This window comes from Microvirga brassicacearum, assembly GCF_008757455.1.
Lineage (GTDB): Bacteria > Pseudomonadota > Alphaproteobacteria > Rhizobiales > Beijerinckiaceae > Microvirga > Microvirga brassicacearum.
In genome coordinates, this window is sequence record NZ_VCMV01000042.1 from 25445 (window position 1) to 51677 (window position 26233).

Consider the following 26233-nt stretch of genomic DNA (forward strand, 5'->3'; position numbering starts at 1 on the left):
GCTAGCGCGGTCATAGGCTGGCGGTTTTGCCCATTGGGTGGAACCCTGATTCAGCATTGGTATGAGCCGATACGATCTGACCGACTTCGAGTGGCGCGTTATCGAGCCGCTGCTGCCCAACAAACCGCGAGGCGTGCCGCGCGTCGATGACCCGCCGCGTGCTGAACGGCAAGCGCCTCTACCGATAGCGAGATGCTGCGCAAGCCCGTTTAGCCTTGGCAGCGTCCTCCGTTCGCGGTGCAAACGATCCGCGCTGCAGTGCTCTCACTTGGACAGGCGGCTTTTGTCCATCCGTAGCGTCACAACCAGCCCCTCTGCTGACCAATCGTATGCTAGAGAGCCCGCTAGCTGGCCCGCTATGCTGCGATTTACCAATCTGCTGCCGAAGCCAGCTGGTCCGGTAGGTTCCGAAACCGGTGGACCACCGCGTTCAGTCCAGGCGAGCACCACATCACTCCCGTCGAAGGTACACGAGACATCGAGGGTACCGGTCTCAACGGAGAGGGCCCCGTACTTCAATGAATTGGTGGCGAGTTCGTGGACAACCAACGCAATCGTTGTTGCCGCAGAGTCTCCGACTCCCATTCGCGGTACAGAGACGCGAACGCGACCGGTGAAAGCTCCCAAATCGTCATATGGAGCAAGAAGCACAGAAAGCAGATCCCCTAAAAGGGCAGCCTTCCCTTCCGTCCCTGGCAAGGGGCGGACCAGGTCGTGAGCCCGTCCGAGAGAACTAAGCCGGTTTATCAGGTCATTCGCCATGTCTTCAGCTGTCTTTGCCGACCGGGAGGTCCTCAAAGTCAGAGCAGTTGCTATGGTCAAAAGGTTCTTGACCCGGTGGCTCATTTCTCCAGCAAGCAGCTCATTTCCCTCTTCAGCCTGCTTGCGGCCAGTGACATCAAGGAAAATCCCGAACATGATCCGATTCACAATGCCGGAATCATTGCCTTGGCCGCGTGCGGAGACCCATCGAACCTCCTCATTCACCAGAATCCGAAAGTCGATCTCATAGGCGCCGAGGATTGCGCGCGTTGCTGCAAAGGCGGCCCTCACCCTGTCTCGATCAGCCGGGTGGATGTGTGACGACAAGTCTTCAAAGGTGACGCTTGAGCTGGTGTCGACCCCCCATAGGTCATAGGCTCGCTTGTCCATCACCAGTTCGTCGGTGTCGACGTTCCAGGACCAGAGTGCGACTTCGGCCGCCTCAATTGCGAGACGCAAATGGGTCTCGTCCCATACTCCGGGCTTTCGTTTATCCAATGGCACCGCGTACTGCCCTTTGCAAACCGACCGACTTGTAGCACAGACCTGCTCGCGACCTCACGCAACTTCCTATAACAAAGAGGGTTGCTCCTCGCGCGCTGGCAGGGACGGAAGGCCATCTTCCCGTTCGCCTCGCGCCACAACGACAGACGCGAATGCGGAGGTCGGCGCGAGCCACCCGAAGGCCATGCCGGCGATCCTCACGCATCAAGACGAGTTCGAGGCGTGGCTCGCGGCCCCCAGGGAAGAGGCGCTGATGCTTCAAAGGCAGTTGCCCGACGGCGCCTTGAAGGATGCTCGCCCTCGACAGGGTTCGCCTTGGTCCCCCTCACGCCCGTCCACGGCCGCCAGATACCGGCGAAGGCGGCGAGTGGCCGTTCCTCGGACAGCGCAAACCATGTGGGCGTTTTCCGCGGCTTGGTGTCCTCGTACTCACAGAACGACGTGAACGGCACCAGGCAGCGAAATTCCGGCTTAAGCCACCCGCGCCAGTACGGGCTCTTGGTGTTGCGCACGTTCGTGACCGGGTAGTTGGACAGGTTCGGCGGAGGCGGGAAGCCCCATCGCATCATCTCGAGCACGCGCTCGCCGTCGCGCGAGGTGCGGACAATCGGCGCCACGCAATCCGGAAAGATTCCCGGAAGCGACGGGAGGTTGCCAGTGAGATCGCGCCCAACCCGGGACAGATCACGGATCGCCTGCTGGCCTTTGGTAACGGAGTAGAGGTTGCAGATGTGGACGGCCCGCTTGTCAGGATGGTAGCAGACTTTTGACCAAATCGCTTGCTATCAGATGTCCGGCCTGTTTGCTGGTGGACCGTCCCTTCGGTCGTAAGAACCAGCTCAAAGTTCCTGAACCATCTCCGCAGAGCAAACTGACGGCAAACTCGTGCAATTGGCCCGGTCCGTTGCCTTAAGAACGGTGGAACTGTGTTCGCGCCTGATAATGCAGCAACCTGCTGCAGGCGGCGGGCCTGAGAGCAAATGTCTGCTCATGCGCAACCGTAACCACCGGCGTGGTCGCTTAGGATGGCGGCTTTCAGGAGGCGACAACGTTGACTTCAACGTCCGACATGCGGCGCGAAGCTGCCTTTGAGGGTTGCTTATTGAAGTTCCACTGCTGGCACGTGTCCGAAGTACCGCTTTGGTCAGCGTATAGGCGGCAAGCCGACGTCATTGTAAACTCTCGATGTCGAACTTTGACCCACAGCGGACTTCCCGGTCTGCGCACTCCACTCGGACGTCATGCATCGGCTTGAATATCGGTCCCGGTCTCGATGATGAACAGATCCTTGTTCACCCAGGGGATCAGGGTCTGGATCTCCGGAAGCACGGTATCGAGGAGTACCGAACGACAAATCCGAGCTACCTGTCGTGGCATGTCGCCATGTTCCTCCTTTCGGGCAATGAGATAGAAACAACGCGACGTGCGAGGGCCCGGCAACGGATCCAACCTCGCCTTGCCGACGAAATGGCGTGCATGGAGCAGGCAAAGTGCAGTGGTCAAGGCCCACCCCGGACCCGCGGAGACCATGCTCAGCAGGGTGTCCGACGAGTCCATCTCGAATCGGTCGACAGGCTCGAGACCCAGCCTGCGGAGATGGACATCGACGTGGACGCCAAGCGACGACCGGCGGCTGTACCTGACCAGGGGCAACTGGTGGGCAAGTCCACGCAGCCCATCGATGGAAAGTCCAGAGTATTCAGCCGGGGTCACGAGCAGGAAAGGGTCGCGGAAAAGCTCGTGGCGTTCCAACCCTTCCACGGAGTCGAACGGATCGGTCGTGACGATTAGGTCGAGTTCCCGTCCCAGCAGCGCCTCGCGTATGGTGGCGTTGATCCCGGAGGAGCGGAGGGTGAGTTGCTGAGCGCGGCTTTGCAGGTGCGGCACGATATGGGGCCCGAAGGTGGAGGCGAAGCTGTCGGTGAGGCCCAGACGGATTTTGGGAAACGCGGCTTGGGCGCTCTGGCGAACAGCCGCCGAGATCTTCCGGGCCTCGAGCAGCATGGAGTCGGCATAGACCTGGAACCTGACGCCTGCCGGCGTTACGCGCAGTGGTCGGGCCGTGCGGTCGATCAGTTCGACCCCGACCATCACTTCGATTTGCTTGAGCACCTGGGACACCGCCGATTGCGTCAGGCCAACCTTCTTGGCAGCGGCGGTCAGCGAACGTTCATGAACGATCTCGGCAAAGACGGCGAGAGATGAAAGCTCGACGAATTGTTCCCGGTCAACTCTGACTCTGCCCGGTGTCATCGAAAACACTCCATATCAGTCGCACTGAACCACCAGCATAAATAAGATTGTTGATGATGGGCTTATAGACCCCTTCGCCAGCCAAAAGCACCGAAAAATGAAGGCTGCTGCGAGTCAATCTACCTGAAGACACGACTAAAGGGCGCAAAGAGCAGAAGGGACGGGAATATCGCTCCATTAGAATTGCTAATAGTAGCGATTTTTGCGAGAGCTCAAGCCGACCCCGTGCTAGCAATCTGACCGGTTCAGGAAATGGTCGCGCAACGGCCAGCCGGTGACCAAGGCAGGAAACGTTCAGTCAAGATATCCGACAAACGACCGGACAAGGAGGAGATCGACATGTACAAGACGCGAAGGCAATTACTGGCGTCCGCCGTTGCTCTGACGCTGGCCGTCGGTTCCCCGGGGCTGGCGCTCGGCGCGGAGCTCGAGAAGGCCAAGGTTTCGTACGGCGGGTCTGCCTGGCTCAGCCATTACCCGGTCTGGGTCGGCATGAAGAAAGGCTACTTCACCAATCGGGGACTGACCGTCGATTGGAAGAACTTCAGCACCGGCTCGGCCCGCATGGCATCCCTTGCTGTCGGCGAGATCGAGTTCGGTGGCGCCGGCTCCATCTCGGCCATTGCCCTCATGGCCTCCGGCACGAAGGCCTTCTACGTTCTCGCCGCCCCGGACTCCTACGCCACGGTCGAAGGGATCATCACATCTTCGGACATCAAGACGGTCAAGGACCTCAAGGGCAAGAAGATCGGCGTGCCCTTCGCGACGAGCTCCCATGTGCTTGCGCTTGACGTCCTGGAACAGGCCGGCCTCGATCCGAACAAGGACGTCACCCTGATCAACCTGCCGGCCAGCGACACGCCGAGCGCCCTGCGGGCCAAGCAGGTCGACGCCGTGGCGACCTGGACGCCCGCCTTCAACACGCTCAAGGCGCAGGCCAACACCCACGTGCTGCTCGATGCCAAGGAATTCAGCCTGTACAAGCAGTACAATCTCGGCCCAGGGCCCGACGTCCTGATCGCGAACCGTAGCTTCGTCGACAAGAACCCCAAGACCACGACCGCATTCCTCGATGGGTATTTCGAGGCCGCACGTTTCATTGCCGAGAACCCGAAGGACGCGGCCGCCCTCCTGACGGACCTGACCCAGTTGTCCCCCGAGGAACAACTCGCCGTCCTCAAAGACATTGAGTGGATTGGACGCGGGGAGCAGCAGAAGATCATGACCGCGGGCGGCTCGTTCACCAAGGGACTTCAGTCCCTCGCCGAATTGCTGGTGCGCTACAAGCAAATCGACAAGGCTCCCAAGGTCGACGACTGGGTCAAGACGGGGCTGATGCAATGAAATCGAACGTCGCAGTCACCGACTACGGGGCCCCTGAACGGGCCTCGTCCAAGGGAAAGGCTCAATGGCCAAGGGTTCCCAAGCTGGCCATCAGTCTGATCTCGTGCATAGCCCTCCTCTCCCTTTGGGAGGGTGTGACGAGGTTCGGGTTGGTCGAGCCGCTTTTCCTGCCCGCGCCGTCGCAGATCCTGAACCGGGCCATGCTGATGAACGATCAGGGCATCCTCCTCGGCCATGTCGTGGCATCGACCTGGCGCGTGACGGTTGGCTTCCTGCTCGCCTCGCTGGTCGCGATCCCACTGGGCATCTTCCTCGGCTTCTCCCCCTTGTCCCGGGCCGTGTTCGATCCGGTGCTGTCATTTCTCCGGCCGCTTCCCTCGATGAGTTGGATTCCCCTGTCGCTCCTCTGGTTCGGCATCGGCGAGTCGCAAAAGTACTCGATCGTGTTCATGGGAGCCTTCGCGCCATCGCTCCTGTATGTCATGGAAGCGACGAAAGGCGTCGATCCCCTCCTGATCAAAGCGGCACAGAACCTCGGCGCGAAGTCCAAGGACGTCATGATCGAGGTGATCCTGCCGGCAAGCCTTCCCCAGATCCTCAGCGGACTGAAGGTCATGCTGGGCATCGCCTGGACCTGCGTCATCTCGGCCGAGCTCGTGGCGGCCCGGGAAGGCCTCGGGTTCATGATCATGAACGGCAAGGAGTACTTCCAGACCGATACGGTCGTCCTCGGCATGGTGCTCATCAGCATCACGGTGATGGCCACCGACCTGCTGTTCCGGTTCGTCGAAAAGAGGATCCTGCCATGGAAGGCCTGAACCAGATTCCCGTGATCCAGTTCACGAACGTGTCCAAGAGCTATGGCCCGATGCTGGCCCTGAACGATGTCACCTTGACCGTCGACGAGGGCGAGTTCGTCGTCATCGTCGGAGCCTCGGGCTGCGGCAAGAGCACGATGCTCAACATGATCGCCGGGTTCGACGAGCCGACCAAGGGTCGGATCCAGATCCAGGGCAAGGAGAATACGGGCGTCAATCCGCAATGCGGCATGGTCTTCCAGCAGTACGCCCTGTTTCCCTGGATGTCCGTCGAGGACAACATCGCGTTCGGCCTGAAGATGAAGGGCGAAGGCAGGGCGCAACGCCGCGCGCGGGCCCAGGAATACGTCGACATGGTGGGGCTGCGCGGTTTCGAGAAGTCTTATCCCAAGGCTCTCTCCGGAGGCATGCGCCAGCGCGTGGCAATCGCCCGCGTCCTAGCCAACAATCCCGGCGTCATGCTCTTCGACGAGCCGTTTGCCGCGCTCGATGCCATGACCCGTCAGGTCCTCCAAGAGCAACTGGTCCGGATCTACGAGCAGCAGCGCAAGACGATCCTGTTCATCACGCACTCCATCGACGAGGCACTCCTCCTCTCGTCGCGGATCATCGTGATGTCGGCGCGGCCCGGCCGGATCGTGCAGGACATCCCGAACGACCTGCCTTACCCCAGGAACGCTGATGTCCAGTTGTCGGATCGCTTCGTCGAGCTCAAGCGGCACATCTGGGACTCCGTCCAGGCAGAGGTAGTGCGCAGCATCGAGATCGCTGCATGACCTCGGCCTGAGGCTCCACGAACCAATTCGACTTCCTTTCACCGGAGTGGAACACGGGCTGCCTGCGGCAGCGTCCCGCTGTGGCCGCTCGACCAAAAAAGGTGGGCCGCAAGGTTTCCCGACATGCACATCAAGAAACTTCCACGCGACGACCGCTCCTGCGGCTGGTACCAGCTCCTGCCCGATCCCAAGCCGGCCCGTACCCTATCGGGTCGGCAGTCGGCGGACTGGGTGGTGGTCGGCGCAGGCTTCGTCGGACTCGCGGCCGCCCGCCGCGTGGCGGCCCTGCGCCCGAACGACCGCATCATGCTGATCGAGGCCCTCCGCATCGGTCAGGGTGCCTCCGGCCGCAATTCCGGCTTCGTCATCGATCTCCCGCACAAGCGCGATCTCGAGAACCTGGATGTCGGTTACAAGAGCAAGGTGATGCGCCTCAACGAGGCAGCGATCTCGTCCCTGGAGGATGCGGTCCAACGCCATGGGATCGATTGCCAGTGGTCCCGGGCCGGCCGATATCAGGCGGCGGTCGGGAGCAGGGGACTCGAATACCTGACGACCTACAAGACGCTCTTGGACAACATCGGCCACCCCTATCGCTGGCTCGACCGTTCCTCTCTCGCGAGCGTGCTCGGCACGTCCTACTACGAGGCCGCGATCCACATCCCGACCGGGATCCTCATGCAACCCGCCGCGCTCGTCCGCGGGTTGGGCGAGACGCTTCCGCCGAACGTGGAAGTCTACGAGCAGTCGCCCATCACGAAGATCGACCGCAGCGCCGGAAGGATCGAACTGAGCACATCCCAAGGATCGGTCGTGACGCCCCAACTGCTCCTCGGCACGAACGTGTTCTCGGCCGAGTTCGGATTCCTGCGACAGCGCATGGTGCCCGTGATGACGTTTGCCAGCATCACGCGTCCCCTGACGTCCCCGGAAATGGAGAGTTATGGCGGTGCGGACGACTGGGGACTGACGCCCGCCGACCATGCGGGGACGACGATGCGGTTCACGAGCGACCGCAGGCTGCTCATCCGCAACCAGCATCGCTTCGTGCCCGATTATACGGGAAAGGCGGATGACATCACGATCGTCCGACAGAACCATCGCAAGGGCCTGATCGGCCGTTACCCGTGGGCGAAGGACGTGGAGTTCGAGCACACGTGGGGCGGCATCTGCGGCATGTCGCGAAACTACGCGGCATTTTTTGGGAAGATCGGTGACGGCGTCTACGCGTCGGCCTGCCATCAGGCCGTCGGCGCCGCCCGCGGTACGATTTCCGGGCAACTCCTCGCCGATCTGGCAACAGGGCAGGACTCGCAGCTCCTGTCGGACATGGCCGACGTGTCGGGCATGCCTGCGCTCAATCCACCACAACCGTTCCTCGGTGTCGGTGTCCGCGCACGCATGAAGTACGCGGCCTGGGCAAGCCGCAGCGAGCGGTAGCCCTGCGCCGCACGTACCGGAGAATAAGTTCTTTTGCAAAGGAGGATCGCACAATGGCGACCATAACCCGTCTTCGGAAGTCTCGGAGAATGAGTCAGATCGTGCGGCACGGGAGCACGATCCACCTGGCGGGACAAATTGCCGATGATTGCTCGCAAGCCATCGAGGGTCAGTCGCAGGAGGTCTTCGGCAACATCGACGCCCTGCTTGCGGAGATCGGCCTGACGAAATCATCCATTGTCTTCGCCCAGATGTGGCTGAGCGACCTCGCGGACTTCGCCGGCATGAACTCGGCTTGGGAGGCCTGGGTCGATCCGGAGGATCCACCTGGCCGGGCCACATGCCAGGTCGGTCTAGCCCGGGCGGGGGCCAGAATCGAGATCCTCATCACCGCAGCCGCCGAAGGCTGATCGGATGGAGCACATACCGCCTCAAGCCGGCCGTGAGGCATGTCCATCGCCATGAGACAACCAACGATCGACTCCCGAATACGGAGAATACCCGATGACCCTGAACGATTCCGTCAGCTCCGATGATGTCCGCACCATGTTCTCGCGTGCGATGTCCGACATGTACCGAGCCGAGGTTCCGCAGTACGGCACCCTCATGGAACTGGTGGCGGACGTGAATGCATCCACGTTGGCCGCAGACCCGCAGTTGCGGGAGCGGCTCGCCCGGGCGGACGAGCTGGATCGGCTGGACCTCGAGAGGCATGGGGCGATCCGGCTCGGGACCGCCGGGGAACTCGCCACGATGCGGCGCCTGTTCGCCGTCATGGGGATGGTTCCGGTGGGCTACTACGACCTTTCGGTGGCCGGCGTTCCGGTCCATTCGACGGCTTTCCGCCCGATCGACAATGTCTCGCTCGGAAGGAACCCGTTTCGCGTCTTCACGTCATTGCTGCGCCTGGAACTCATTGAGGATGAGGATCTCCGCACGGAGGCACAGGCCGTCCTGGAGCGGCGCCGGATCTTCACCCCGGGCGCTCTGCGGCTCATCGAGAGGTTCGAGGAGCAGGGCCGCCTGACACGCGCCGAGGCGGAGGAGTTCGTCCGCGAGGCCCTGGAAACCTTCCGATGGCACAGCGAGGCCACCGTCGATGCGGATACGCACGGGAAGCTACTCGGCGCCCATCGTCTCATCGCCGATGTCGTGAGCTTCAAGGGGCCGCACATCAATCACCTGACGCCGCGGACTCTGGACATCGATGCAGTCCAAGTCGGCATGCCCGAGCGCGGCATCACGGCCAAGGCGGTGATCGAGGGGCCGCCGACCCGCGCCTGCCCGATCCTCTTGCGCCAGACCAGCTTCAAGGCGCTGGAAGAGCCGATCCTGTTCACGGGAGAAGGGCAGGCACATGGGGGCACCCATACCGCGCGCTTCGGCGAGATCGAGCAGCGCGGCATCGCGCTGACGCGCAAGGGCCGCACCCTCTATGACGAATTGCTGGCCTCCGTGCGGGATGAGGGCGCCGCCGGCAGCTCTTCCGCGGACTATGCCTCCCGCCTCGCCGAGGCCTTCCTGCGCTTTCCCGACAGCTACGAAGAGATCCGGGCACAGGAGCTTGGATTCTTCCGCTATTCGCTGATGGAAAGCGGGACGGCCGCCGATCTCGAAGGGATGGGCATCGATGGCCTGATTGCGGGCGGGCGCGTCAAGGCGGACCCCATCGTGTATGAGGACTTCCTTCCCGTCAGCGCCGCAGGAATCTTCCAATCCAACCTCGGAGGCACGGAGCAGAGGAGCTATTCGGCCAACGCCAATCGAGATGCCTTCGAGGCGGCCCTTGGTGCTGCCGTCCTCGACGAATTCGACCTCTACGAAGACGCACAGACGCGTTCGCTCGAGGCAGTTCGGGCAGCCCTGCGTGATGGCCGTTGTTCGTCAGACGCCTGAGCCGGGGTATGGATACTGCATCGATCCTGCCTATGGTTACTGGCCCCGGCGCGCAAAACGCCGAGCTCGGCACCGATCATGAAAGGGCGTTGGACCAATTCCTGGGAGCCCTTTCGGCCGACGGATATGCAGGGGATGTCGCACGGGACATGGCTTCCCGCCTGGTAGCAGCGACCGACAACAGCATCTATCAGGTTCTTCCGGCGGCCGTGCTCTATCCCCGAGAGGGGGAGGATATCAACCGGGTCGTGCGCGCGGCGCGGTCAGATCCGGAACGGCCGGTGTCGTTATCCCCGCGCGGTGGCGGGACAGGCACCAACGGGCAATCCCTGACCCGGGGTGTCATCGTTGATGTCTCCCGCCACCTGAACCGGATCGTGTCCTTGGACGTGGCCGGCCGTACCGTCGTGGTCGAGCCCGGCGTCGTCCTCGACCAGCTCAACGATTACCTGAAGCCGCACGGCCTCTTCTTTCCACCGACCGTGTCGACGGCCACGCGGGCGACCATCGGGGGCATGGTCGCAACCGATGCCTCCGGTAAGGGGTCACGCATCTACGGCAAGACGTCCGATTACATCGAGTCCCTCGACGTCGTCCTCTCGGACGGGTCGGACCACCGGGCCCAGAGGCTGACTGCCGCCGAACTGGATGAAATGCTGAAAGGCGAGGGACTCGCGGCCGACATCCACCGTGAGGTGCTGCGCGTTGTCACCCAAAACGCAAGCCTGATCGATGAAATTTTTCCGAGGATGAACCGGGGCCTGACAGGCTACAATCTGAAGAACGTCCGGCGTGATGACGGTGGGTTCGATCTTGCCTATCTCCTGGCTGGATCGGAAGGAACCCTGGCCTTCACCAAGTCCATCACCCTGCGCCTGATCCAGCGTCCGAAGCTGCGTGCCTTGGTGGTTGCCCGTTATGGCAGTTTCGATGCGGCGCTCCGCGACGTCCGTCACCTGCTTGCGGCCGAGCCCTCAGCCATCGAGATCCTGGATGATAAGGTCCTCGCCGTCGCGCGAACGGACGTGATCTGGACCGGAATCGCGGCCGTCCTCGGTCAGGCGGGTTCGCCGGACGGCATGGCGGTCGAGGGCCTCAACTTCATCGAATTCGTATCAGATGATCCGGACGAGTTGCGGCAGCGGACGGATGCGGCCGAGTCCATCCTCCGGACCTCCATGCACCCCGCCTCCGATTGGACCGTCGTCCACGATCCCGGCGTCATCTCTCAACTGTGGATGTTACGGGAGAAATCCGTCGGACTTCTCGGCCGCTTGCCTGGGCGCAGGCAGGGCACGGCCTTCGTCGAGGACACGGCCGTTCCACCTGAACGGCTCGCAGATTACGTCGCCGAGTTCAGAGCGGTGCTCGACCGCCATGGGCTGTCCTACGGCATGTTCGGCCACGCGGATGTCGGCTGTCTGCATGTCCGTCCCGCACTGGACATGACGTTGCCGGAGGACGCCGCCTTGATCCGCCCAGTTTCCGACGAGGTTGCGGCTCTCACGAAGGCCTACGGCGGTCTCCTGTGGGGAGAGCACGGTCGTGGATATCGGGGCGAGTACTCTCCGTTCTTCTTCGGTCCGGTCCTGTACGCCGAACTCTGTCGCATCAAGACGGTGTTCGATCCCCTGAACCTACTGAACCCGGGCAAACTTGCCTCCTCGGACGGGCGGGTTCCCGTGGACCGGATCGATGCAGTGCCCTTGCGGGGCGAGTTCGACCGGGTGCTGGACTTTGAGCATAGGCGGGATTTCGATCGCGCCGTCGCGTGCAATGGGAACGCAGCCTGTCACACGTGGGACGCCTCTGATGCCATGTGTCCGTCCTACAAGGCGACACGTGATCGGGTGCAGTCACCCAAGGGCCGCGCGACACTCCTGAGGACATGGGCGCAACTCAAATCACGCGAAAGTCGAGGGGAGGCGATCGGGGCGGAGTTGGCTGAGATCGAGAGCCAGACCAAACTCTCCCTGGATACGTGCCTGTCGTGCAAGGCTTGCGCGAGCCAATGCCCCGTGAGGGTCGACATCCCGGCCATGAAGTCACGGTTCCTCACGGCCTATTATCGCACGAGGACGCGGCCCGCCCGCGACCGCCTCGTGTCCCATCTCGAAGGAATGATCGGAATCGCCCGCAAGTTACCCCGGGCCTCAAATGCCGTCTTGCGGGCTCCTATCGTGAAGCGGTTGGTCTCGAGGGTATTGGGTCTCGTCGACCTGCCGGAGTTCTCGACCTCCAGCGGGATCCAGGGGCGCATTGCACCCCCTAATGTGATTGCCCGACTACCCGAGGAGATCCGGGCTCGAACCGTCATCGTGCTGCATGACAGCTTTCTGGGAAGCTTCGACACAGACGTAATCGAGGCCGCCTGTCGTCTGTTGGAGCGCTTAGGATACCACGTGCACGTCACGCCGTTTACAGCGAGCGGCAAGGCCCAGGATGTCTTGGGCATAAGCAACCGGTTCGTGGAAACGGCTGAACGGGCGACGCGAATGAGGAAGGCTTATGCGTCCCTCGGCGTGCCGATGGTCAGCCTCGATGCGGCAACCGGCTTGCTGTTCGAGCAGGAATACGCAAGGTGCCTCCCGACAGACGCTGCCCCGAGACCCGTACCGGGAATTGAACGGTTCTTGCTGGATGAGATTGAGGCCGGCCGCATCGGCAGGAAAGATGCCCGAGGCGGGGAGGCGTTCCGGATCCTGCTGCATTGCACAGAGCGGACTGCCCGGCCTGAGACGGCAGCAATCTGGCAACGGGTTTTCGCCCACTTTGGTCTCGAGGCAGCTACCCCGTCCGTCGGCTGCTGCGGCATGGCCGGCCTGTTTGGTCACCAGGTCGAGCACGCCGCGACCTCTAGGCGGTTGTTCGTCATGAGTTGGCGAGAGCGGATCGAAGCTGTGAACCGAGACCGCGTCCTCGCGACCGGGTTCTCCTGCCGCTGTCAGGTGAAGCGCCTTGCTGGCCGCCGCCCTCGCCATCCAATTGAGGCGATTCTTGCCTGTCTCGAAGGCCATGCGTGACCCGAATGTTCAATGAGGACGACACCGAGCGCCTCTTGCCCCGCTGTAGATGCAAACATCCTTGATCACACCTAGGCTGTTGACGGTAGAAGGTCAGCCTTTGGCACATTTCCGAAGTACGATCCTGGTCGGCTTACTGTCGATAAGCAGACGTTCACTGCGAGCTTCGAAGGTCAATCTCTGACCCAAAGTTGCCATTTGACGACTCTGCTGAGAACGTCCGCGACGGGTGGGAAGCTGACTGGCGGCTATTGGCCACTGAAGTGGATAAGAGGACGTTCGGTTTGTCCCCCATAAATACGCATCAAGAACCGGAATATACGCATTAATAAAGGTGGGTGGGCTCTTCACCCTGATATTGAGGGACTAGGTTGGTTGTTCGACGGCAGACTGGTGTGAAGCGTGACCGAAACACAAAAACGACTCCTGCATACTGGGCTTCAGAACTACGACCACGTCGATCTCGACGCAGGTGCCGTGTTCTTTTCCGAAGCACTGCGAGTACACGCTTGTCCTTGTTGCGCGATAGGACTGCTTGTTTTCGAGCACGAGTTGCCTACCACTCCACTCAAACCTGCGCACGCCCAGTTCCGTTGGCTCACTCTCGAAATCTGTCCATCTTGTGGGTGGTGGCATTTCCACCGCGAGCTTGAAACCTCACTTCCGGAGTTTTCCGGCAAAGTGCTTCGGAGCAGTTGGTGGGAATTGACCCATGCCCTCCAATCCGAGATCGACCTCAGAGCGACAACTCTGCCCATCGAAATGCTTCAGCGACATCTGGTTAGACGGTGGGAAGACCGGAAGATGATCTCTGCCCAGCAGGCAGAGGATCTAGTCGCATCCTTGCTTCAGGAACATCATGGGGGGCAGGTCGTCCGGATATCGACAAATGCAAACAGTGCCGATGGGGGGATAGACCTTTATCTCGCTGAGAGTAACGGCATTATCCAGCGAGCAATACAGGTAAAACGTCGCATTTCGGCTGAAACTGAATCTGTGAAGGAAGTACGGAATTTTGTGGGTGCCATGGTCCTTGCAAAAGTGGATCGAGGCATCTTCGTGACTACCGCCTCTCGTTTTACGAAAGTAGCGAAAGACCTACCGAGGCAGGCTCTAGATGCAAAATTCAAGCTAGAGCTCGATCTGGTCGACGGAGGCCTGTTGCTTGAAATGCTTCGCGGGACCAATTCGAGGAAACCAGCTCAGCTACCGCCACAGGTCATGCATGACCAAGAGTGGAAGGATGTGCGAGGTAGGACACTCTTGGCGAGGGACTTGTTTACCGGCGACATCAGGGAATGGCTTTAAATTTCTGCTATGTTGCTGCCTGGTTGCCCAACCGCTACGCCTGGCGACGGCCATCGCCATGTCGAAGAGTACCGCGATGCGCATCGCGAAGGCGGAGATGATCCGTGTCCTTAACGACTGGGGTAACGATCGGCGGCTCCTTAGGAAAGCCCAATCGGTACAAAGGCAAGACGAATGGCCTTCCCTCGAGACGAGCCGTCTGAGAACAACCGCCTGGTAAGCGGTCGGTCGCGACTTCCGAATCCGTTTCACTCGGCTCTCTCGTGTTCCACGCAACACGGCAGCAACACGTTGTGCGGGTTTTGTTCTGACTCGGGGGGGTGGGGAGCCACACGAAGTGAACTCCCAAGGTCACGAGCCCGACAAAAGACCACCGTTGGAATGGCTCGTGACTGACCCGCTGACGCATTCAGCCGCCCACAGCCATCCCCATCAGCGCGGCTAGGACCATTCCAGCCCAACTCGTGAGCTGCACCCTGCGCAAGCCGACTTCGGATTAATTGCGAGCTTGTGGGCTTCTCTCGTCCCGATGCAGGGCGAGATCAATCTCGAAATCGTAGTGGCCCTCCTTTATCTTTCGCTGCGCCGCCTCAAAAAATTTCTCAGGTGGCGTGATGGAGGAGCTGCGAGCGACGTCCATCCTGTCCATCAGCTCAGCAAGGGCCGCCTCGGCCTCGTCCACGTCGCCGAGCGCGGTGATCTTAGCCACCCGACGGAAGCGGTCCTGCAGGGCCTTGAAATCCGCAGCCAGCCGGGCGATCTCGTCCACGCTAGTCTCGATCTTCAATCCGTCGGCGAGCGCCGGGAAGAGGCTGGCGGCGAAGGCCAGCACTGCGATCACGTAATCAGGGACGACGTCCTTGAGGACGGTAACACCGGCTATGCCGCCGAGCACGATAGGTGCTGCCACGAACAATCGCTTCTGCAGGCGCACTTGGCGCAGCCACGTGTACAGCGTCGTGGATGTATAGAGGCAGCTCTCGGACTGCCTCAGGCACTCCTTGATGATCTCGGCGCGGCGCTTTTCAATCAGTCGCTCCGCGGTATCCGCGTCCCGAATATCTTCTGCCATTCGTCACCTGCGTGAATAATCATGTCGGCGTGCTCGTAGGCGCATGCCTGCAGCGCGATGTCCAGTGCTCTCTGGGCCCTCGAGAGCCAGTCGCCCCCCAGCGGAATGACCTCATTCGTGCCCGGAACTATCACTGTTCCCCATGCCTTGGAGACCAGGAAGCGGAAGGCGTCTCGGATGAAGAAATCGTACCAATAGTAGCTGTAGGGACCATATCCATATGAGGCGAAGAATTCGGTCAGCAGGAGCTCCAGAACGAACGACTTGATCGGCACGTTCTGCTCGCGGCTCCACAGCTTCATCATCTTCGTCACAGCACGCAGGTTGCCGTTCGTCTTCTGATTGACTTGGTCAACGAAGTTGATCTGCGCAACAGGATCGACCATCTTCCAGTGCCCGCCATCGTTCGCATCCGGCATCAGGTACTGCCCAGTGCTCAACTGGAAAACCGGTAGGACCTCGATGAGGATGGTGTTGAACTGCACCATGACGACCTGGCCGTCGCCGCGCATGTTGGTCTGTGGGTAGGTGACGCCCAGTGCGCTCTTCACCTCCTGCAGCAGGGCGGACTGCTTGTTGCCGGCGCGCTGCTCGAAACGGGTGTAGACGTCCCAAGGCAGTCTGACGAACAGGTCGACGTCATTTGGCGGGCGTAACTGGGTACTCTTCCCCCAGGATCCAACGAGAAAGCCTGTGGCCTTCTCTGCGGGCTCGCCGTAGTAGGCACGTTCGACGCTGCGACAGACCCCGAGTGCCTTCTTATACCCGTCGTCGATCTGATCGGGTGTCAGGTTGCAGTCCGCATGGAAGCGCCGGAAGCGCTCAAAGACTCCCGCCCACATCGATTAGTTCTTCGACTTCTTGGCGATCTCTTGGAACCGCTTGCTAAAATTCTTCTGATTGATCTCCGCCTGCTTCTGATTCAGCTCTTGGTTGGCCTTGAAGCCGTCGACCAAGCGGGAGATGCGCGGAGTCGTAAGCGGAGGAAGCCAAGTGGCGTCGCAGCCCTCGTCCCTGTTTCGCGTGATCTGCAGGACTTCTTTATTCTTCAGGTTGACGGAGGTCGTGGTGACCCGGCACCTCGCGTCGTCCTCCATGAGCAATTCCGAATTGTCCCACTTGATGATCTTCAAGAACCCGCTGTCGACATTCATCGTGCCGCTTCCGGAGCTCATAATGAGGTTGCCATCCGCTGTGTAGCAGAGCTTCTCGGACTTGAAGCATTTGTAGGTTGTGAAGTTCACCGGATATGCATGCTTGTCGCCCTCGATGACCCAAGTGCCACCGAAAGCTACATAGTCGTTCGTCGGGGACACGTGGACGTCCGTCTTGAACGGGGGGAATATTGGAGTTGCGGTTCGATCGAGTGCCCGCACCCGGGACGCAAGCACTTCCATCTCGGAGAACTTTAGGGCGCCATCCGCCTTGGCTCCGAGGTCGTCCTGAAATTCGCGCACCGCCATTCCGAGGAAGGCCCCAAACGGATAGAGCGGCCGGTCGATGGCGTACATCAGGCGGCTTAGCAAGGTCGCGACGATGGGCTCCATCTTCTCCCGTCCGAAGTTGGGGTCCGTCCGCTCCAGGAACTCAATGACGGGCAGCTGGGTGGCTTGCTCTTTCGGCAACGCATTCAATTGCTCCAGCGTCATGGTTCGCCAGTTCGCCGGCGGCGCGGCGGGCTGCGCGGATGCGGCGGTGAAGGCGAGGAGGGCGAGTGAAAGGACGAGGGCACGCATGGTCTAGATTGCCTAGGTTTTGCCAGCATTGACAAGACACAGCGTACCTCAGTCCAGCGGAGACTTCCGGCAGGTCGAGGGGTCAACGAAGCGGGCACCGCATTTTTGGAAGCGGGCACCGCATTTTTGGTCATGTCCCTCCGCCAGCCGCTTACAAGCTCGCGAACCCCAATCCCCCTAGAACGGCAGCGGCTCCTCACCGCACTTAGTGCACCGTAGTCTCCGCCTGACCAGATCTGCCGGCGCCGCATGGATGACGCCCTTGTGGCCGCACTGGCACTCGATGGTGATGTCGCGCGGGATTGTGCTCGCCGTCGTCGTGACGACGGTCTCCGAGCGGCCGCGAGATAGGGCAGGGCGGGCAGCAGCCTTGCTGACCGGCTTTCGGTAGTCCGCCGTGGCCTTTGCCGCGATCTCGCGAAGTTCCGCCTTGGACGGCCCGCGCGGCCGCTCGCCCCTGGAACTCGTGCGGGACCTCGGGCTTGTGGATCTTCTGCCGGTTGAACCGTTCGTGATTGATCTTCGACATCAGCTATCCGCAGGGCGGTCGAAGTCGCCGGCGTGATCTTCATCGCCGAGAACGGGGAGCGGTCCGGAGGTGAGGTTGAGGAGAGCGCGCCCTGGTGAAAAGTGATGCCGGGCTAGGTCCACCGGCTCAGTCCTGCACCATTCATGGGCTCCCCGATCGTCGGTGTATCCACGACCGCGAGCGTTTCACTTAGAGCGCGAACACCTGTGAGCGCGGAAAAATGCTGTTCCCAGCAACGACCTGAGCGATCACCGCTGCGATCTTCGCTCCACCCTTCGCCGACGGCTCAATCGGATTGGCATAATCGTCAGGCTCATTGAAGACCAGCCGCAGGTCGATCAGCGGCAACCTTCGGGAAAACGCCTCACGGGTGATGCAGTCGTTGAACAAAGTCAGCCCGGTCCGGAGAAGCCGCTGCTCGCGAGGATCTTGAAAGCGTCCGTCGTAGACGGTGCAAAGTGCGACCGGGAGGCGGTGCTCCATGATTGCGCTCACCATTCCGCCGTAGCGGGCGGCGAAGTCTTCGTCCACGTCGGTGAACTTTCCCATGACCTCGGCCACGGAGCGAGCCGCCTCGCGCTGGAGTCCGATATTCTGGAGCGCGTCGTTCCCGCCTGCACTCACGATCAGGTAGTCCGCATCGCCCGGTGGCAAGCTGCCGCTCGACATCGCTGGTGACGGCTCCGTCCACAGCACGCAAAGTGGCCTGCCAGCCTCGGGGAAGCGCGTTCCGAACCTGAGCAACGACGTCAGGCTCGCCGGGCCGCACGTAGGCTGCGTTGTCAAAAATGCTGCCTCCGAGAAGGACAAGGTGGCTCATCGCGTCCCCCATCTGATGTCCAAAGTCTCAGTCCCTTTGCTCGCCTGATTGTTCCGCGGCCCCGCCCTATCCGGGGTGAGAGGAACTTCAAATTGCCCAAGCAGTTGGGTGAGGAACGATGGAGATGGCGCGTGGCTGAAACTCTCCGAGATTTTCTGAAGAGGGTCGAGACCCTTCCTCCTGATACCCTGCTTTGTGTCGCTGAGCTCGACGAGGCATTCGCCGCGAACGTCGCCGAGGTCGAGGTCATCGAGAACGCAAAGGCACAGAGTACAGGGACGGATGGTACCGAAGCGATCGAGCTCGAGAACGGAAACCAGACGGTGATCGTCATCCGCTGGTGAACCGCTGCTGATGGTGCTGTCACAGCTCGACCTCTAAGCGAATATATGGCGGCGCCGACGGCCCGAAACGAGGCTCCTAACTGGGGTGGTCCTCGGTATCCTCGATCTCCGTCGACTGCTCGACCGGTATTTGTTGATTCGGCACCTTAACGCTTTTGTTTGAATCGCGCCGGCCGGTCTCGTGGGCCGGATTGCCGGTCCCGTCCTCCCGCGATTCGGCCGCCCACCAGGCAGTCGCTGGGCTGCCACCCTTGATGGAGCAGATGAAATGACCGAACCGTTTGCGGACCAAGCTGTCAATGCAAGTTCCAAGGTGCAGTCCGGCAAGGCCGTCACCTACAAGGCTCTGGGTGGCTACGATGTCATCGAGATCGTTGATCGCGCCGTCCGGCCACCGGAGGCCGGCGAGGTCCGCATCGCCGTGAAGGCTGCGGCGGTCAATCCGGCCGACGTGGCCCTGCGTGATCCCGGGTACAGCGACCCGCCCATGATCCCCGGCATGGATGCGGCGGGCATCGTCGAAGCCCTCGGTCCCGACGTATCGCGTCTTCGCGTCGGCGACGAGGTGATGGCGGTAGTCGAGCCCGTTCGCCCGGACGGCGGCGCGCAGGCGGCGCACATCGTCGTCCCTGCGGCTTCGGTTGTTCCGATCCCGCAAGGGGTCTCCCTCGCGGAGGCATCGACGCTGCCGATGAACGGGCTGACGGCGCTACGCGCGCTTGAACTCGCCGCGCTGGCGCCCGGGCAGACCCTGGCCGTCAGCGGAGGCGCCGGCCTGTTGGCGCACTATGCGATCGCGGCCGCGAAGCACCAGGGACTGAGGGTCGTCGCGGACGCAAAGCGGGAAGAGACGGAGTTGGTGCGCGGCTACGGCGCAGACGTGGTCGTAGAGCGGGGCGACGATTTTGCCGGCACGGTCCGCCGGGAGGTTCCCGAAGGCGTCGACGCGCTCCTCGACACGGCGCTCCTGCTTGAGAAGGCGTTTCCCGCCATCCGGGACGGCGGCGTTTACATCCCGGTGCGCGGCTGGGGCGACACGCCGAGCGAGCGCGGCATCCAGATTAAGCCAGTATGGGTCGCTGAAGCTCTTGAGCGGACCGACATGCTCGAATTGCTGCGCGATCTGGCCGAGAGCGGCGCCATAAAGCTCCGCGTCACCGGGGAATATGCGCCGGAGCAGGTTGCCGACGCCCAGCGCGTGCTGACGACGGGCGGACTCCGGGGCCGGCCGGTGATCGTGTTCTAATTGGAGCTCACAACTGCCAAGTGGAGCTTCGGCTCTCCGTGCCATCTGCTGCCCTAGCCTGACGTTCCCATTGGGCAACGATTGCGAGATTCGACGAGGACGTTTGGATCAGGAAATACTGTTCCTGTTGGCCGTTAGAGCAAGGTGTTCCACCCAAGCGTCCACTTCACGCTCGGCTTCTTCCTTGGCGATGCCGTAACGCTCCTGAATTCGGCCGATAAGTTGGTCTCGGCTACCTTCAGCTCGGTCAAGGTCATCGTCGGTGAGATCGCCCCATTGCTCCTTGGCCTTTCCCTTGAACTGCATCCATTGGCCTTTAATCTGGTCCCAATTCATCGCACGCTCTCCGGGTGTCGTTGCAAGAAGGAACGGCGGCAGTCTGAATGCAGTTCCGCCTGATTGCGGAAGGCCAGCGGTACTCCGGTAGAATGGCCGGGGAAGCCTGGGAAACGCGGCGCCGTCATTGGTGCGGGGAATAGGACAATGGAAGACGCGCGGTGGTTTGAGACATATTCCGCACGACATTACCGCTTCAGACCGGCAACGGAGGAAGAGACGGCAGCTTTCGTCGCTGGAGACGATGCGGTGCGCGCCGCTCTGACGTTCTACACGGTGGCGAACCGGGAGGGGCTTAGTGCAACCTTCGGGTCCTCCGTGCCGATAGACTGGCAACACGTCAACACCTCTGATGAACTCGTTGCGGCGATGGTCGCGGAATCGGATATCAGCCTCTTGGACGCGGTGGCGGTGCCCGAACGGGATTAGATCATGGGCAACACCACTCGGCAGATTCGTGGGCTCCCGATCTACTGGACGGACAGCCAGTGGGTGACGCATTCGTGCGTGTGCGCCGAAGCGGTGCCGGGAATCTTTCTCGTGTGGACCGACTGCGGCCGGGACGTTCCGGCAAACGCAGCGAAGACCGCCGAACCCGGCGATAGTGTTTCGTGCGCGAAGTGCCTCGGGGCGGCTAATGTCCGCAGGTGACCAAAGGGGACGTCGGCTCACGTCAGAATCTCGGAACCTGGGATCACAGCAAGGAGGGCGTGTATCCACGTTGCGATCAGCTCGTTCGCCACCTTGCGGAACGAAATTGCGATGGGCTCTACTTTCTCTTCGAAATACAGTGATCCCGCCTTTATATTGACAGAGCCGGCAAGTAGCTTGGTTCTGCGAGAATGCTTCAATGCGCTTACGCGAGGCTCGGTGCGGTCGCCCGGCTCGCCCAAGAGCGCTTCAATCAACGACGGCAAAGAACATGCCGGTGCGTTGTTCGCAAAGAAGTGTCCCAAGCCCGAGTAAGTGCAATTAGTGTGAGGGTGGTCGGCCGATCCGACCGCTGCTTGCGGCGTTGGCAAGCACATCGCTGCCAAACTCCAATGGCTCGACCTGCACCCTTTGATGAGTTCAATCAGAGCTTCAAAGGAGAATGCCATGACCGTGGCCATCAAGACGCTTGTCGCTGTCGCCGCTGGAACCATGCTCGCTACGAGCGCCGTCGCCCAGAGCGCAAGGGAGTTCCGCGGCGCTTCACCGTTCGAGACAAGCTGTCCAGATGCTGGCGCAGATTGCCGGATCGAGAACGAACCCGCAGCCAAACTGATTATGGACCCACCGCTTCCCCAGGCGCTGGCCCAAGGCCTATTCCTGTCCCAATACCGGGTGGAGAACGTGCGTATTATACAGGCGTTCGGGCCGGGCGCCCTCAGAGTATCCCCACGCATCGGGCATCTCCACGTCAACGTCAACGACCTGCCCTGGACGTGGGCGGATGCGAGTGACAACGGTACAGTCGACATAGGTGGTTTTCCGCCCGGCCAGCACAAGGTGAAGATCGACTTGGTCGACGCTAACCACGTGGTCTTAAATGGACAATCGGTGACGCATACATTCACCGTGCCTGCCATGACGGCCGAACCAGGGATGGCGCAAGTGCACATGCACAAATAGCCCAGCATCGCTCGCGACAATCTGAGGTGCAGTTTCCTTGCCTGCGCCGACTTAAACGCAGAAACCCGCCCCACTCGGGCGGATTTTTTGTATTTTCATAACTAGGAACACATCCCGATTTGCCTCAGGGTTTGCCCCGACCCTGATAATCAGGTATGGTAGCGCGCGCCTTCCGGGGCTCGCACGTTTTTGCCCGAGGCCACAATCCGGATCAAAGCAGGCACTGGCGTGAGCGGGCCGTCCGCTCCTGGCAAGAAACGGACCTGCCTAATCCTCGCGCACGCCCTTGAATGACGGGTGTCGAAGGCTCCCGTCAGCCGTCCAGCCGCGATATTCGACCTCGACCCGGACCTTGGGCTTCGTCCAGATGACACCCTTGTCCTTCATACCGGTGACGGGTGGCTTGTCGGTGATGAACTGCTTCAGCCGCCGCTCGAGATCGACAGCACTGGTCCGGGTGAAGCCCGTCCCGACCCCGCCCACGGGTATCAGCGTATCCATGTGCGCGAGCCGGATGCTCGCCAGCGTACCGGCGGTCTTCTCATAGCCGATGACCAAAAAAGTATCTGATTGAACGCATTTGGTTTTGCGCCATTCGTCTCGGCGGCCGGATCGGTAGGGCTTGTCCCGGCGCTTCGAGACGATCCCCTCAAGCCCGTGCTCGCAGGCATGGCGGAGGATGGTCGGCCCATCGCCCTCGATCTCAACGGACAGCATGATGGTCTCGCTCGTCGGGTTCAGAACGGCTTCGAGCGCGTCCCGCCTTCCCTCCAGCTTCCACAGCCGCAGGTCGTGACCGTCGAGAAAGAGCAGGTCGAAGGCGTAGAAGACGGCGACATCGGCAGCGAGACGGCCTTTGACGCCAAGGGCCACCTGCAACGCGCCAAAGTCGGGGCGGCCCTCTTCGTCGAGCACCACAGCCTCGCCATCAACCACGGCGCTATGCACCGGCAGGGTGGCCAGCCCCTTCGCGATCGCCGGGAAGCGGGTGGTCCAGTCATGGCCACGCCGGGTCCGGATCGTGACTTCGCCATGCTCGATATAGGCTGAGAGGCGATAGCCATCCCATTTGACCTCGTGCACCCATTCCGGCCCGGTCGGGGCTTTTGGGACGAGCGTTGGCAAACACGGCTCGATCCACCCGGGCAAGGGCTGGTCGAACAGTGCCGCCTGGCGCGGATCGGGTTTCTTCCCGACAAGCGGACGGCTGGTCGCCTTGGGGCTGGCGACATTGCCGCGCTGGATCCGGCGGCGGGGCGGCTTGGCCATGCGTCAAGACTAGATCGTGAACTCATAAAGCACGAGCGGCCTAGCGCTCGTCGCGACCGATCAGTGCTAATGCTTCGTCGAAGGACCCAGCTATCTGCTGGACGCTCTCGGCCAGATCGATATTGGTCATGTCGAACTCCACCAGGGGGTAAGGCTCGCTCGCGCGAAGATCGAACGCAACCGCATCTCCGCCGCCACTCCCGCCAATCACAAACAGGTTCGGGAAAAACTCTCGAAACGTGCCCGCCTGGGCAATTTCGACAACTTCTTCAGCGGGGTAAAGGCAAAACCATAACGGCTGAACCGAGAGCGGCCCCTCGCCGCCGTTGCTAAACGACAAAAAGCGAAAAGTAGCTCTCGGGGAGCGTAACTGGAGCAACCGCGCTAAGCTGGGCAATCGCTGCCGCAGAGGCGCCCCCGACCCGGTTCCATTGTCTACCTTCGAGCACATGATCCCCGCGGCGGCCCGCTGGCAGGCCTTCTGTCACAGATAAAAAGCCCCTCCTGCCGAAGCGAGAGGGGCCTCCAGTTTACGCCGAGCGCAGCAATGTCAGCGCAGGGGGTTGTATCCTCGATTCGAGTTCACCCTCAAGAGGAGCCGAGTTATCGCGAACGTATCGGCTGGTTCTGACCGATGAGCCGGCACTCGGTCCCGCATCTGATGATCCCCGCTATCCACAGCGACGAGAAAATAAATCCGGAGAGCCGGTGCGCGGCTCGATTTTGGAGCCTCAAACGTTCTCTATTGTTCACGGAGGAACGTTCTATGAAAACAGACCGCCGCGCCTACGAGAACGGCAAGGAAATCACTCCGCCGACTGTCGCGACGAAGTTGGCGGCCGGCTACAAAACCGTCATGGCCTCATGCCTGGCCAATGGCTGCCACCACAGCGCCGTGGTGCCCCTCGCCGGTTGGCCACCGGAGACCTTCATTCCGGACATGGCGCTTTGCCTCCGCTGCTCAAAATGCGGGAGCAAAGAGATTCGAATGATGCTGAATGTGGAAGAGCATTACGCCATGTGCTCCGGGATCACGGAGTATCCTGGGTGAACAACCGCGGGGGCATTTGACCATGCGTCAGCGTGCGCTCGCTCCCGTCAATCCGGATTCTTGGGGCTTGAGGCGTTTGCGAGCCCTCGTTCTTTTTGTCCGGTTCCTGACTGGAGAGGAGGGGCAACCATTGCCAAGGGCCTGCAAGCTTGACGGTCAAACTATTCTGCGTTTGGGGTTCACCGTTAATGCGAACTTAATGGCGAACTCGCAACGGTGCAGTCCTGAGTTTTTCAAGAGGCATGCAATGCGCTTCACCAACGGGTTTGGTCTTTCGACCGCCGCGCTCATTCTCGTAACCGGGCCGGTACTCGCGCAAGCGCAGATTCCGGCGGTCGTTGAGCAATCCGATATAGGCTCGACAACCGGAAAGCTAGATCCGATCGGCGCGCTCATCGAAAAGCAGGCGGGATCTAAGCCGCGACCTCCCGCCGACGAACTCATCGCTGCGACGAACAGGCCGGGAAGCTCTGTCATTCCCGGCATTGGCGAACAAAGCGCGATGATCATCAAGTTGCAGGTGCTGCTGGATCGGGCCCATGCCTCGCCGGGAGTGATCGACGGCTACAACGGCGACAATGTCGGAAAGGCTATCGCGGCTGTCGAAGAAATGATGGGGTTGGAAGTCGATGGGATCCCGGACGAATCGGTCTGGTCGACCCTCGAGCAAACCCACCCGACGCCGCCCTTGGTGGAGTACGTGATCAAGGAAGACGATGTCGCAGGGCCGTTCGCCCGCGAAATCCCAACCGATTATGCCGAGATGGCGAAGCTTGACAGGCTCGCCTACCGCAACGCCGTGGAGCTTCTCGCTGAAAAGTTTCACATGGACGAGAACCTGTTGCGACAGATGAATCCGGACGCGGATTTCTCCGCTGCGGGAGCTCGGATCGTCGTGGCGGATGTCGGGCGGCCGGTTACCGCGAAAGTGGCGCGATTGGTCGCGGACAAGGTCCAGAAGCGTCTTCTTGGGTTCGACACTCAAGGGACGTTGGTCCTTTCCTACCCGGCCACTATTGGCAGCATCGATCTCCCATCTCCGGACGGTAGCCACATTGTGAAGAACATCGTCACCGATCCTGAATATTGGTACCGTCCTAAAGTTAATTTCAAACAGGGACAGAACACTCAGGCACTGCGCCTAGCACCCGGGCCGAATAACCCGGTCGGTGCCGTTTGGATCGGCCTCGACAAGCCGACTTATGGCATTCACGGGACGCCCGCTCCGAACAAGATCGACAAGACCAACAGCCACGGCTGCGTCCGCCTGACCAACTGGGACGTGCGCGAACTGGCGAAACTCGTCCAACCCGGTGTTGTGGTGGAATTCGTTGGACCGCCGGCGGCGGCTGAACCGGAGGTGGTCGGAAGCATTCGAAGGTGAGGTTTGATGCTCACAACTTCGCGCTGAACCCATCATAGCAAAGAGGGTTGCTCCTCGCGCAGTGGTAGGGACACAAGGCCATCTTCCCGTTCGCCTCGCGCGACAACGTTCAAGGCGCCATCCGGTAGTGGCCGCTGGAGTGTCAGCGCCTCTTCCATAGGCGCCGCGAGCCACGCGTCGAACTCGTCTTGATGCGTGAGGATCGCCGGCATGGCCTTCGGGTGGATCGCGCCGACTTCGGCATTCGCGTCTGTCGTCAAGAAACTGAACACCAGATGCTCGCGCACGTTCGTGACCGGGTAGTTGGACAGGTTCGGCAGGGGCGGGAAGCCCCAGCGCATCATCTCGAGGATGCGCTCGCCGTCACGCAAGGTCCGGACGATCGGCGCCATGTAGTCGGGAAAGCAGTGGGAGAGTGCCGTTCAGATCGCGCCCGACCCGGAACAGATCGCGGATCGCCTGCTGGCCTTTGGTGATGGAATAAAGGTTGCAGATGTGGACGGCCCCCGCTTGTCAGGATGGTAGCAGACTTTTGACCAAATCGCTTGCTATCAGATGTCCGGCCTGTTTGCGCGAGCAGAGCTCGCTGGCCCAGATGGTGTTCGCTACGCCCGCTCCAAGCACATTCCGGAAGTTGATCGAACTTCTGCCAAAGACTGGTAAGCGGACCTTCGGAGGACGCGCGGTGCTACCGTGTATGACCCTCTC

General features: G+C 61.2%; 25 protein-coding genes and 2 pseudogenes. 15 read left to right on the forward strand and 12 right to left on the reverse strand.

Annotated elements, in window-relative coordinates:
- Positions 1 to 61: 61 nt before the first annotated feature.
- A pseudogene (locus tag FEZ63_RS26280) lies at positions 62 to 170 on the forward strand (IS5/IS1182 family transposase); the annotation flags it as partial.
- Positions 171 to 264: 94 nt separating this feature from the next.
- On the opposite strand, the gene FEZ63_RS20000 reads toward FEZ63_RS26280, so the two are convergent.
- From FEZ63_RS20000 to FEZ63_RS20010, 3 genes and pseudogenes are all read right to left on the reverse strand, one after another.
- A complete protein-coding gene (locus tag FEZ63_RS20000) occupies positions 265 to 1221 on the reverse strand; it encodes a sensor histidine kinase (protein ID WP_244622906.1) in 957 nt (318 codons plus the stop codon).
- A 111-nt stretch (positions 1222 to 1332) separates the two neighbouring features.
- Positions 1333 to 1997: pseudogene (locus tag FEZ63_RS26285) on the reverse strand (SOS response-associated peptidase family protein).
- A 508-nt stretch (positions 1998 to 2505) separates the two neighbouring features.
- Positions 2506 to 3519 (reverse strand): LysR family transcriptional regulator, encoded by a 1014-nt coding sequence (locus tag FEZ63_RS20010; RefSeq protein WP_150947791.1) that lies wholly within the window; start codon positions 3517 to 3519, stop codon positions 2506 to 2508.
- Positions 3520 to 3858: 339 nt separating this feature from the next.
- On the opposite strand from FEZ63_RS20010, the gene FEZ63_RS20015 reads away from it, so the two are divergent.
- The 8 genes from FEZ63_RS20015 to FEZ63_RS20050 all read left to right on the forward strand — a co-directional run bounded on the left by FEZ63_RS20015 (position 3859) and on the right by FEZ63_RS20050 (position 14124).
- On the forward strand, positions 3859 to 4863 hold the full coding sequence (locus tag FEZ63_RS20015) for an ABC transporter substrate-binding protein (RefSeq protein WP_150947793.1): 1005 nt from the start codon (positions 3859 to 3861) through the stop codon (positions 4861 to 4863).
- Positions 4860 to 5681: an ABC transporter permease gene (locus FEZ63_RS20020; protein ID WP_150947795.1), complete on the forward strand. Its 822-nt coding sequence runs from the start codon at positions 4860 to 4862 to the stop codon at positions 5679 to 5681. Before FEZ63_RS20015 ends, FEZ63_RS20020 begins: the two co-directional genes overlap by 4 nt.
- Positions 5669 to 6457: an ABC transporter ATP-binding protein gene (locus FEZ63_RS20025; protein ID WP_150947797.1), complete on the forward strand. Its 789-nt coding sequence runs from the start codon at positions 5669 to 5671 to the stop codon at positions 6455 to 6457. The genes FEZ63_RS20020 and FEZ63_RS20025 overlap by 13 nt, the downstream gene beginning before the upstream one ends.
- Positions 6458 to 6580: 123 nt before the next feature.
- The gene (locus FEZ63_RS20030) at positions 6581 to 7897 is read left to right on the forward strand and encodes an NAD(P)/FAD-dependent oxidoreductase (RefSeq protein ID WP_201274228.1); all 1317 of its coding nucleotides are present in this window, start codon (positions 6581 to 6583) and stop codon (positions 7895 to 7897) included.
- A 53-nt stretch (positions 7898 to 7950) separates the two neighbouring features.
- Complete coding sequence (locus FEZ63_RS20035) at positions 7951 to 8307, forward strand: RidA family protein (RefSeq protein ID WP_150947799.1); 357 nt, start codon at positions 7951 to 7953, stop codon at positions 8305 to 8307.
- Positions 8308 to 8401: 94 nt separating this feature from the next.
- Complete coding sequence (gene hglS, locus FEZ63_RS20040) at positions 8402 to 9793, forward strand: 2-oxoadipate dioxygenase/decarboxylase HglS (protein ID WP_150947801.1); 1392 nt, start codon at positions 8402 to 8404, stop codon at positions 9791 to 9793.
- A gap of 149 nt (positions 9794 to 9942) precedes the next feature.
- Positions 9943 to 12816, forward strand: coding sequence for an FAD-binding and (Fe-S)-binding domain-containing protein (locus FEZ63_RS20045; protein ID WP_162419798.1), 2874 nt, complete (start codon positions 9943 to 9945; stop codon positions 12814 to 12816).
- 402 nt (positions 12817 to 13218) lie between these two features.
- Positions 13219 to 14124, forward strand: coding sequence for a restriction endonuclease (locus tag FEZ63_RS20050; protein WP_150947805.1), 906 nt, complete (start codon positions 13219 to 13221; stop codon positions 14122 to 14124).
- Between the two features lie 496 nt (positions 14125 to 14620).
- On the opposite strand, the gene FEZ63_RS20055 is transcribed toward FEZ63_RS20050, so the two are convergent.
- The 4 genes from FEZ63_RS20055 to FEZ63_RS20075 form a co-directional block, all read right to left on the reverse strand.
- Complete coding sequence (locus FEZ63_RS20055; protein ID WP_150947807.1) at positions 14621 to 15196, reverse strand: hypothetical protein; 576 nt, start codon at positions 15194 to 15196, stop codon at positions 14621 to 14623.
- Entirely contained in the window at positions 15154 to 16038 is an 885-nt protein-coding gene (locus FEZ63_RS20060; RefSeq protein WP_150947809.1) for an SMODS domain-containing nucleotidyltransferase, read from the reverse strand. The genes FEZ63_RS20055 and FEZ63_RS20060 overlap by 43 nt, the downstream gene beginning before the upstream one ends.
- Positions 16039 to 16041: 3 nt before the next feature.
- Positions 16042 to 16932: a hypothetical protein gene (locus tag FEZ63_RS20065; protein ID WP_150947811.1), complete on the reverse strand. Its 891-nt coding sequence runs from the start codon at positions 16930 to 16932 to the stop codon at positions 16042 to 16044.
- 718 nt (positions 16933 to 17650) lie between these two features.
- A complete protein-coding gene (locus tag FEZ63_RS20075; protein WP_244622908.1) occupies positions 17651 to 18130 on the reverse strand; it encodes an SGNH/GDSL hydrolase family protein in 480 nt (159 codons plus the stop codon).
- A 282-nt stretch (positions 18131 to 18412) separates the two neighbouring features.
- On the opposite strand from FEZ63_RS20075, the gene FEZ63_RS20080 reads away from it, so the two are divergent.
- A complete protein-coding gene (locus FEZ63_RS20080; protein WP_150947813.1) occupies positions 18413 to 18625 on the forward strand; it encodes a sugar phosphorylase in 213 nt (70 codons plus the stop codon).
- 268 nt (positions 18626 to 18893) lie between these two features.
- A complete protein-coding gene (locus FEZ63_RS20085) occupies positions 18894 to 19871 on the forward strand; it encodes a quinone oxidoreductase family protein (protein WP_150947815.1) in 978 nt (325 codons plus the stop codon).
- A 108-nt stretch (positions 19872 to 19979) separates the two neighbouring features.
- On the opposite strand, the gene FEZ63_RS20090 is transcribed toward FEZ63_RS20085, so the two are convergent.
- Positions 19980 to 20207 carry a CsbD family protein gene (locus FEZ63_RS20090; protein ID WP_150947817.1) on the reverse strand — a complete coding sequence of 76 codons (228 nt, stop codon included), beginning with the start codon at positions 20205 to 20207 and terminating at the stop codon, positions 19980 to 19982.
- A gap of 147 nt (positions 20208 to 20354) precedes the next feature.
- Between FEZ63_RS20090 and FEZ63_RS20095 the strand changes: the two genes are divergently transcribed.
- Positions 20355 to 20636: a hypothetical protein gene (locus FEZ63_RS20095; RefSeq protein ID WP_150947818.1), complete on the forward strand. Its 282-nt coding sequence runs from the start codon at positions 20355 to 20357 to the stop codon at positions 20634 to 20636.
- Positions 20637 to 20875: 239 nt separating this feature from the next.
- Here FEZ63_RS20095 and FEZ63_RS20100 read toward each other — a convergent pair whose 3' ends face one another.
- Positions 20876 to 21319 (reverse strand): hypothetical protein, encoded by a 444-nt coding sequence (locus FEZ63_RS20100; protein ID WP_150947820.1) that lies wholly within the window; start codon positions 21317 to 21319, stop codon positions 20876 to 20878.
- On the opposite strand from FEZ63_RS20100, the gene FEZ63_RS20105 reads away from it, so the two are divergent.
- Positions 21306 to 21821, forward strand: a complete 516-nt coding sequence (locus tag FEZ63_RS20105; RefSeq protein WP_150947822.1) for a DUF6130 family protein — start codon at positions 21306 to 21308, stop codon at positions 21819 to 21821. The two genes, FEZ63_RS20100 and FEZ63_RS20105, sit on opposite strands and share 14 nt — an antisense overlap.
- Positions 21822 to 22088: 267 nt before the next feature.
- Here FEZ63_RS20105 and ligD read toward each other — a convergent pair whose 3' ends face one another.
- Together ligD and FEZ63_RS20115 are read right to left on the reverse strand one after the other, a co-directional pair.
- Complete coding sequence (ligD, locus tag FEZ63_RS20110) at positions 22089 to 23090, reverse strand: non-homologous end-joining DNA ligase (RefSeq protein WP_150947823.1); 1002 nt, start codon at positions 23088 to 23090, stop codon at positions 22089 to 22091.
- Between the two features lie 40 nt (positions 23091 to 23130).
- Positions 23131 to 23430 carry an SMI1/KNR4 family protein gene (locus FEZ63_RS20115; protein WP_150947825.1) on the reverse strand — a complete coding sequence of 100 codons (300 nt, stop codon included), beginning with the start codon at positions 23428 to 23430 and terminating at the stop codon, positions 23131 to 23133.
- 426 nt (positions 23431 to 23856) lie between these two features.
- Between FEZ63_RS20115 and FEZ63_RS20120 the strand changes: the two genes are divergently transcribed.
- Positions 23857 to 24141: a hypothetical protein gene (locus tag FEZ63_RS20120; RefSeq protein ID WP_150947828.1), complete on the forward strand. Its 285-nt coding sequence runs from the start codon at positions 23857 to 23859 to the stop codon at positions 24139 to 24141.
- A 247-nt stretch (positions 24142 to 24388) separates the two neighbouring features.
- Complete coding sequence (locus tag FEZ63_RS20125) at positions 24389 to 25525, forward strand: L,D-transpeptidase family protein (RefSeq protein WP_162419799.1); 1137 nt, start codon at positions 24389 to 24391, stop codon at positions 25523 to 25525.
- A gap of 32 nt (positions 25526 to 25557) precedes the next feature.
- Here FEZ63_RS20125 and FEZ63_RS20130 read toward each other — a convergent pair whose 3' ends face one another.
- Positions 25558 to 25917, reverse strand: coding sequence for an SOS response-associated peptidase family protein (locus tag FEZ63_RS20130; RefSeq protein WP_420846308.1), 360 nt, complete (start codon positions 25915 to 25917; stop codon positions 25558 to 25560).
- Between the last annotated feature and the right edge of the window lie 316 nt (positions 25918 to 26233).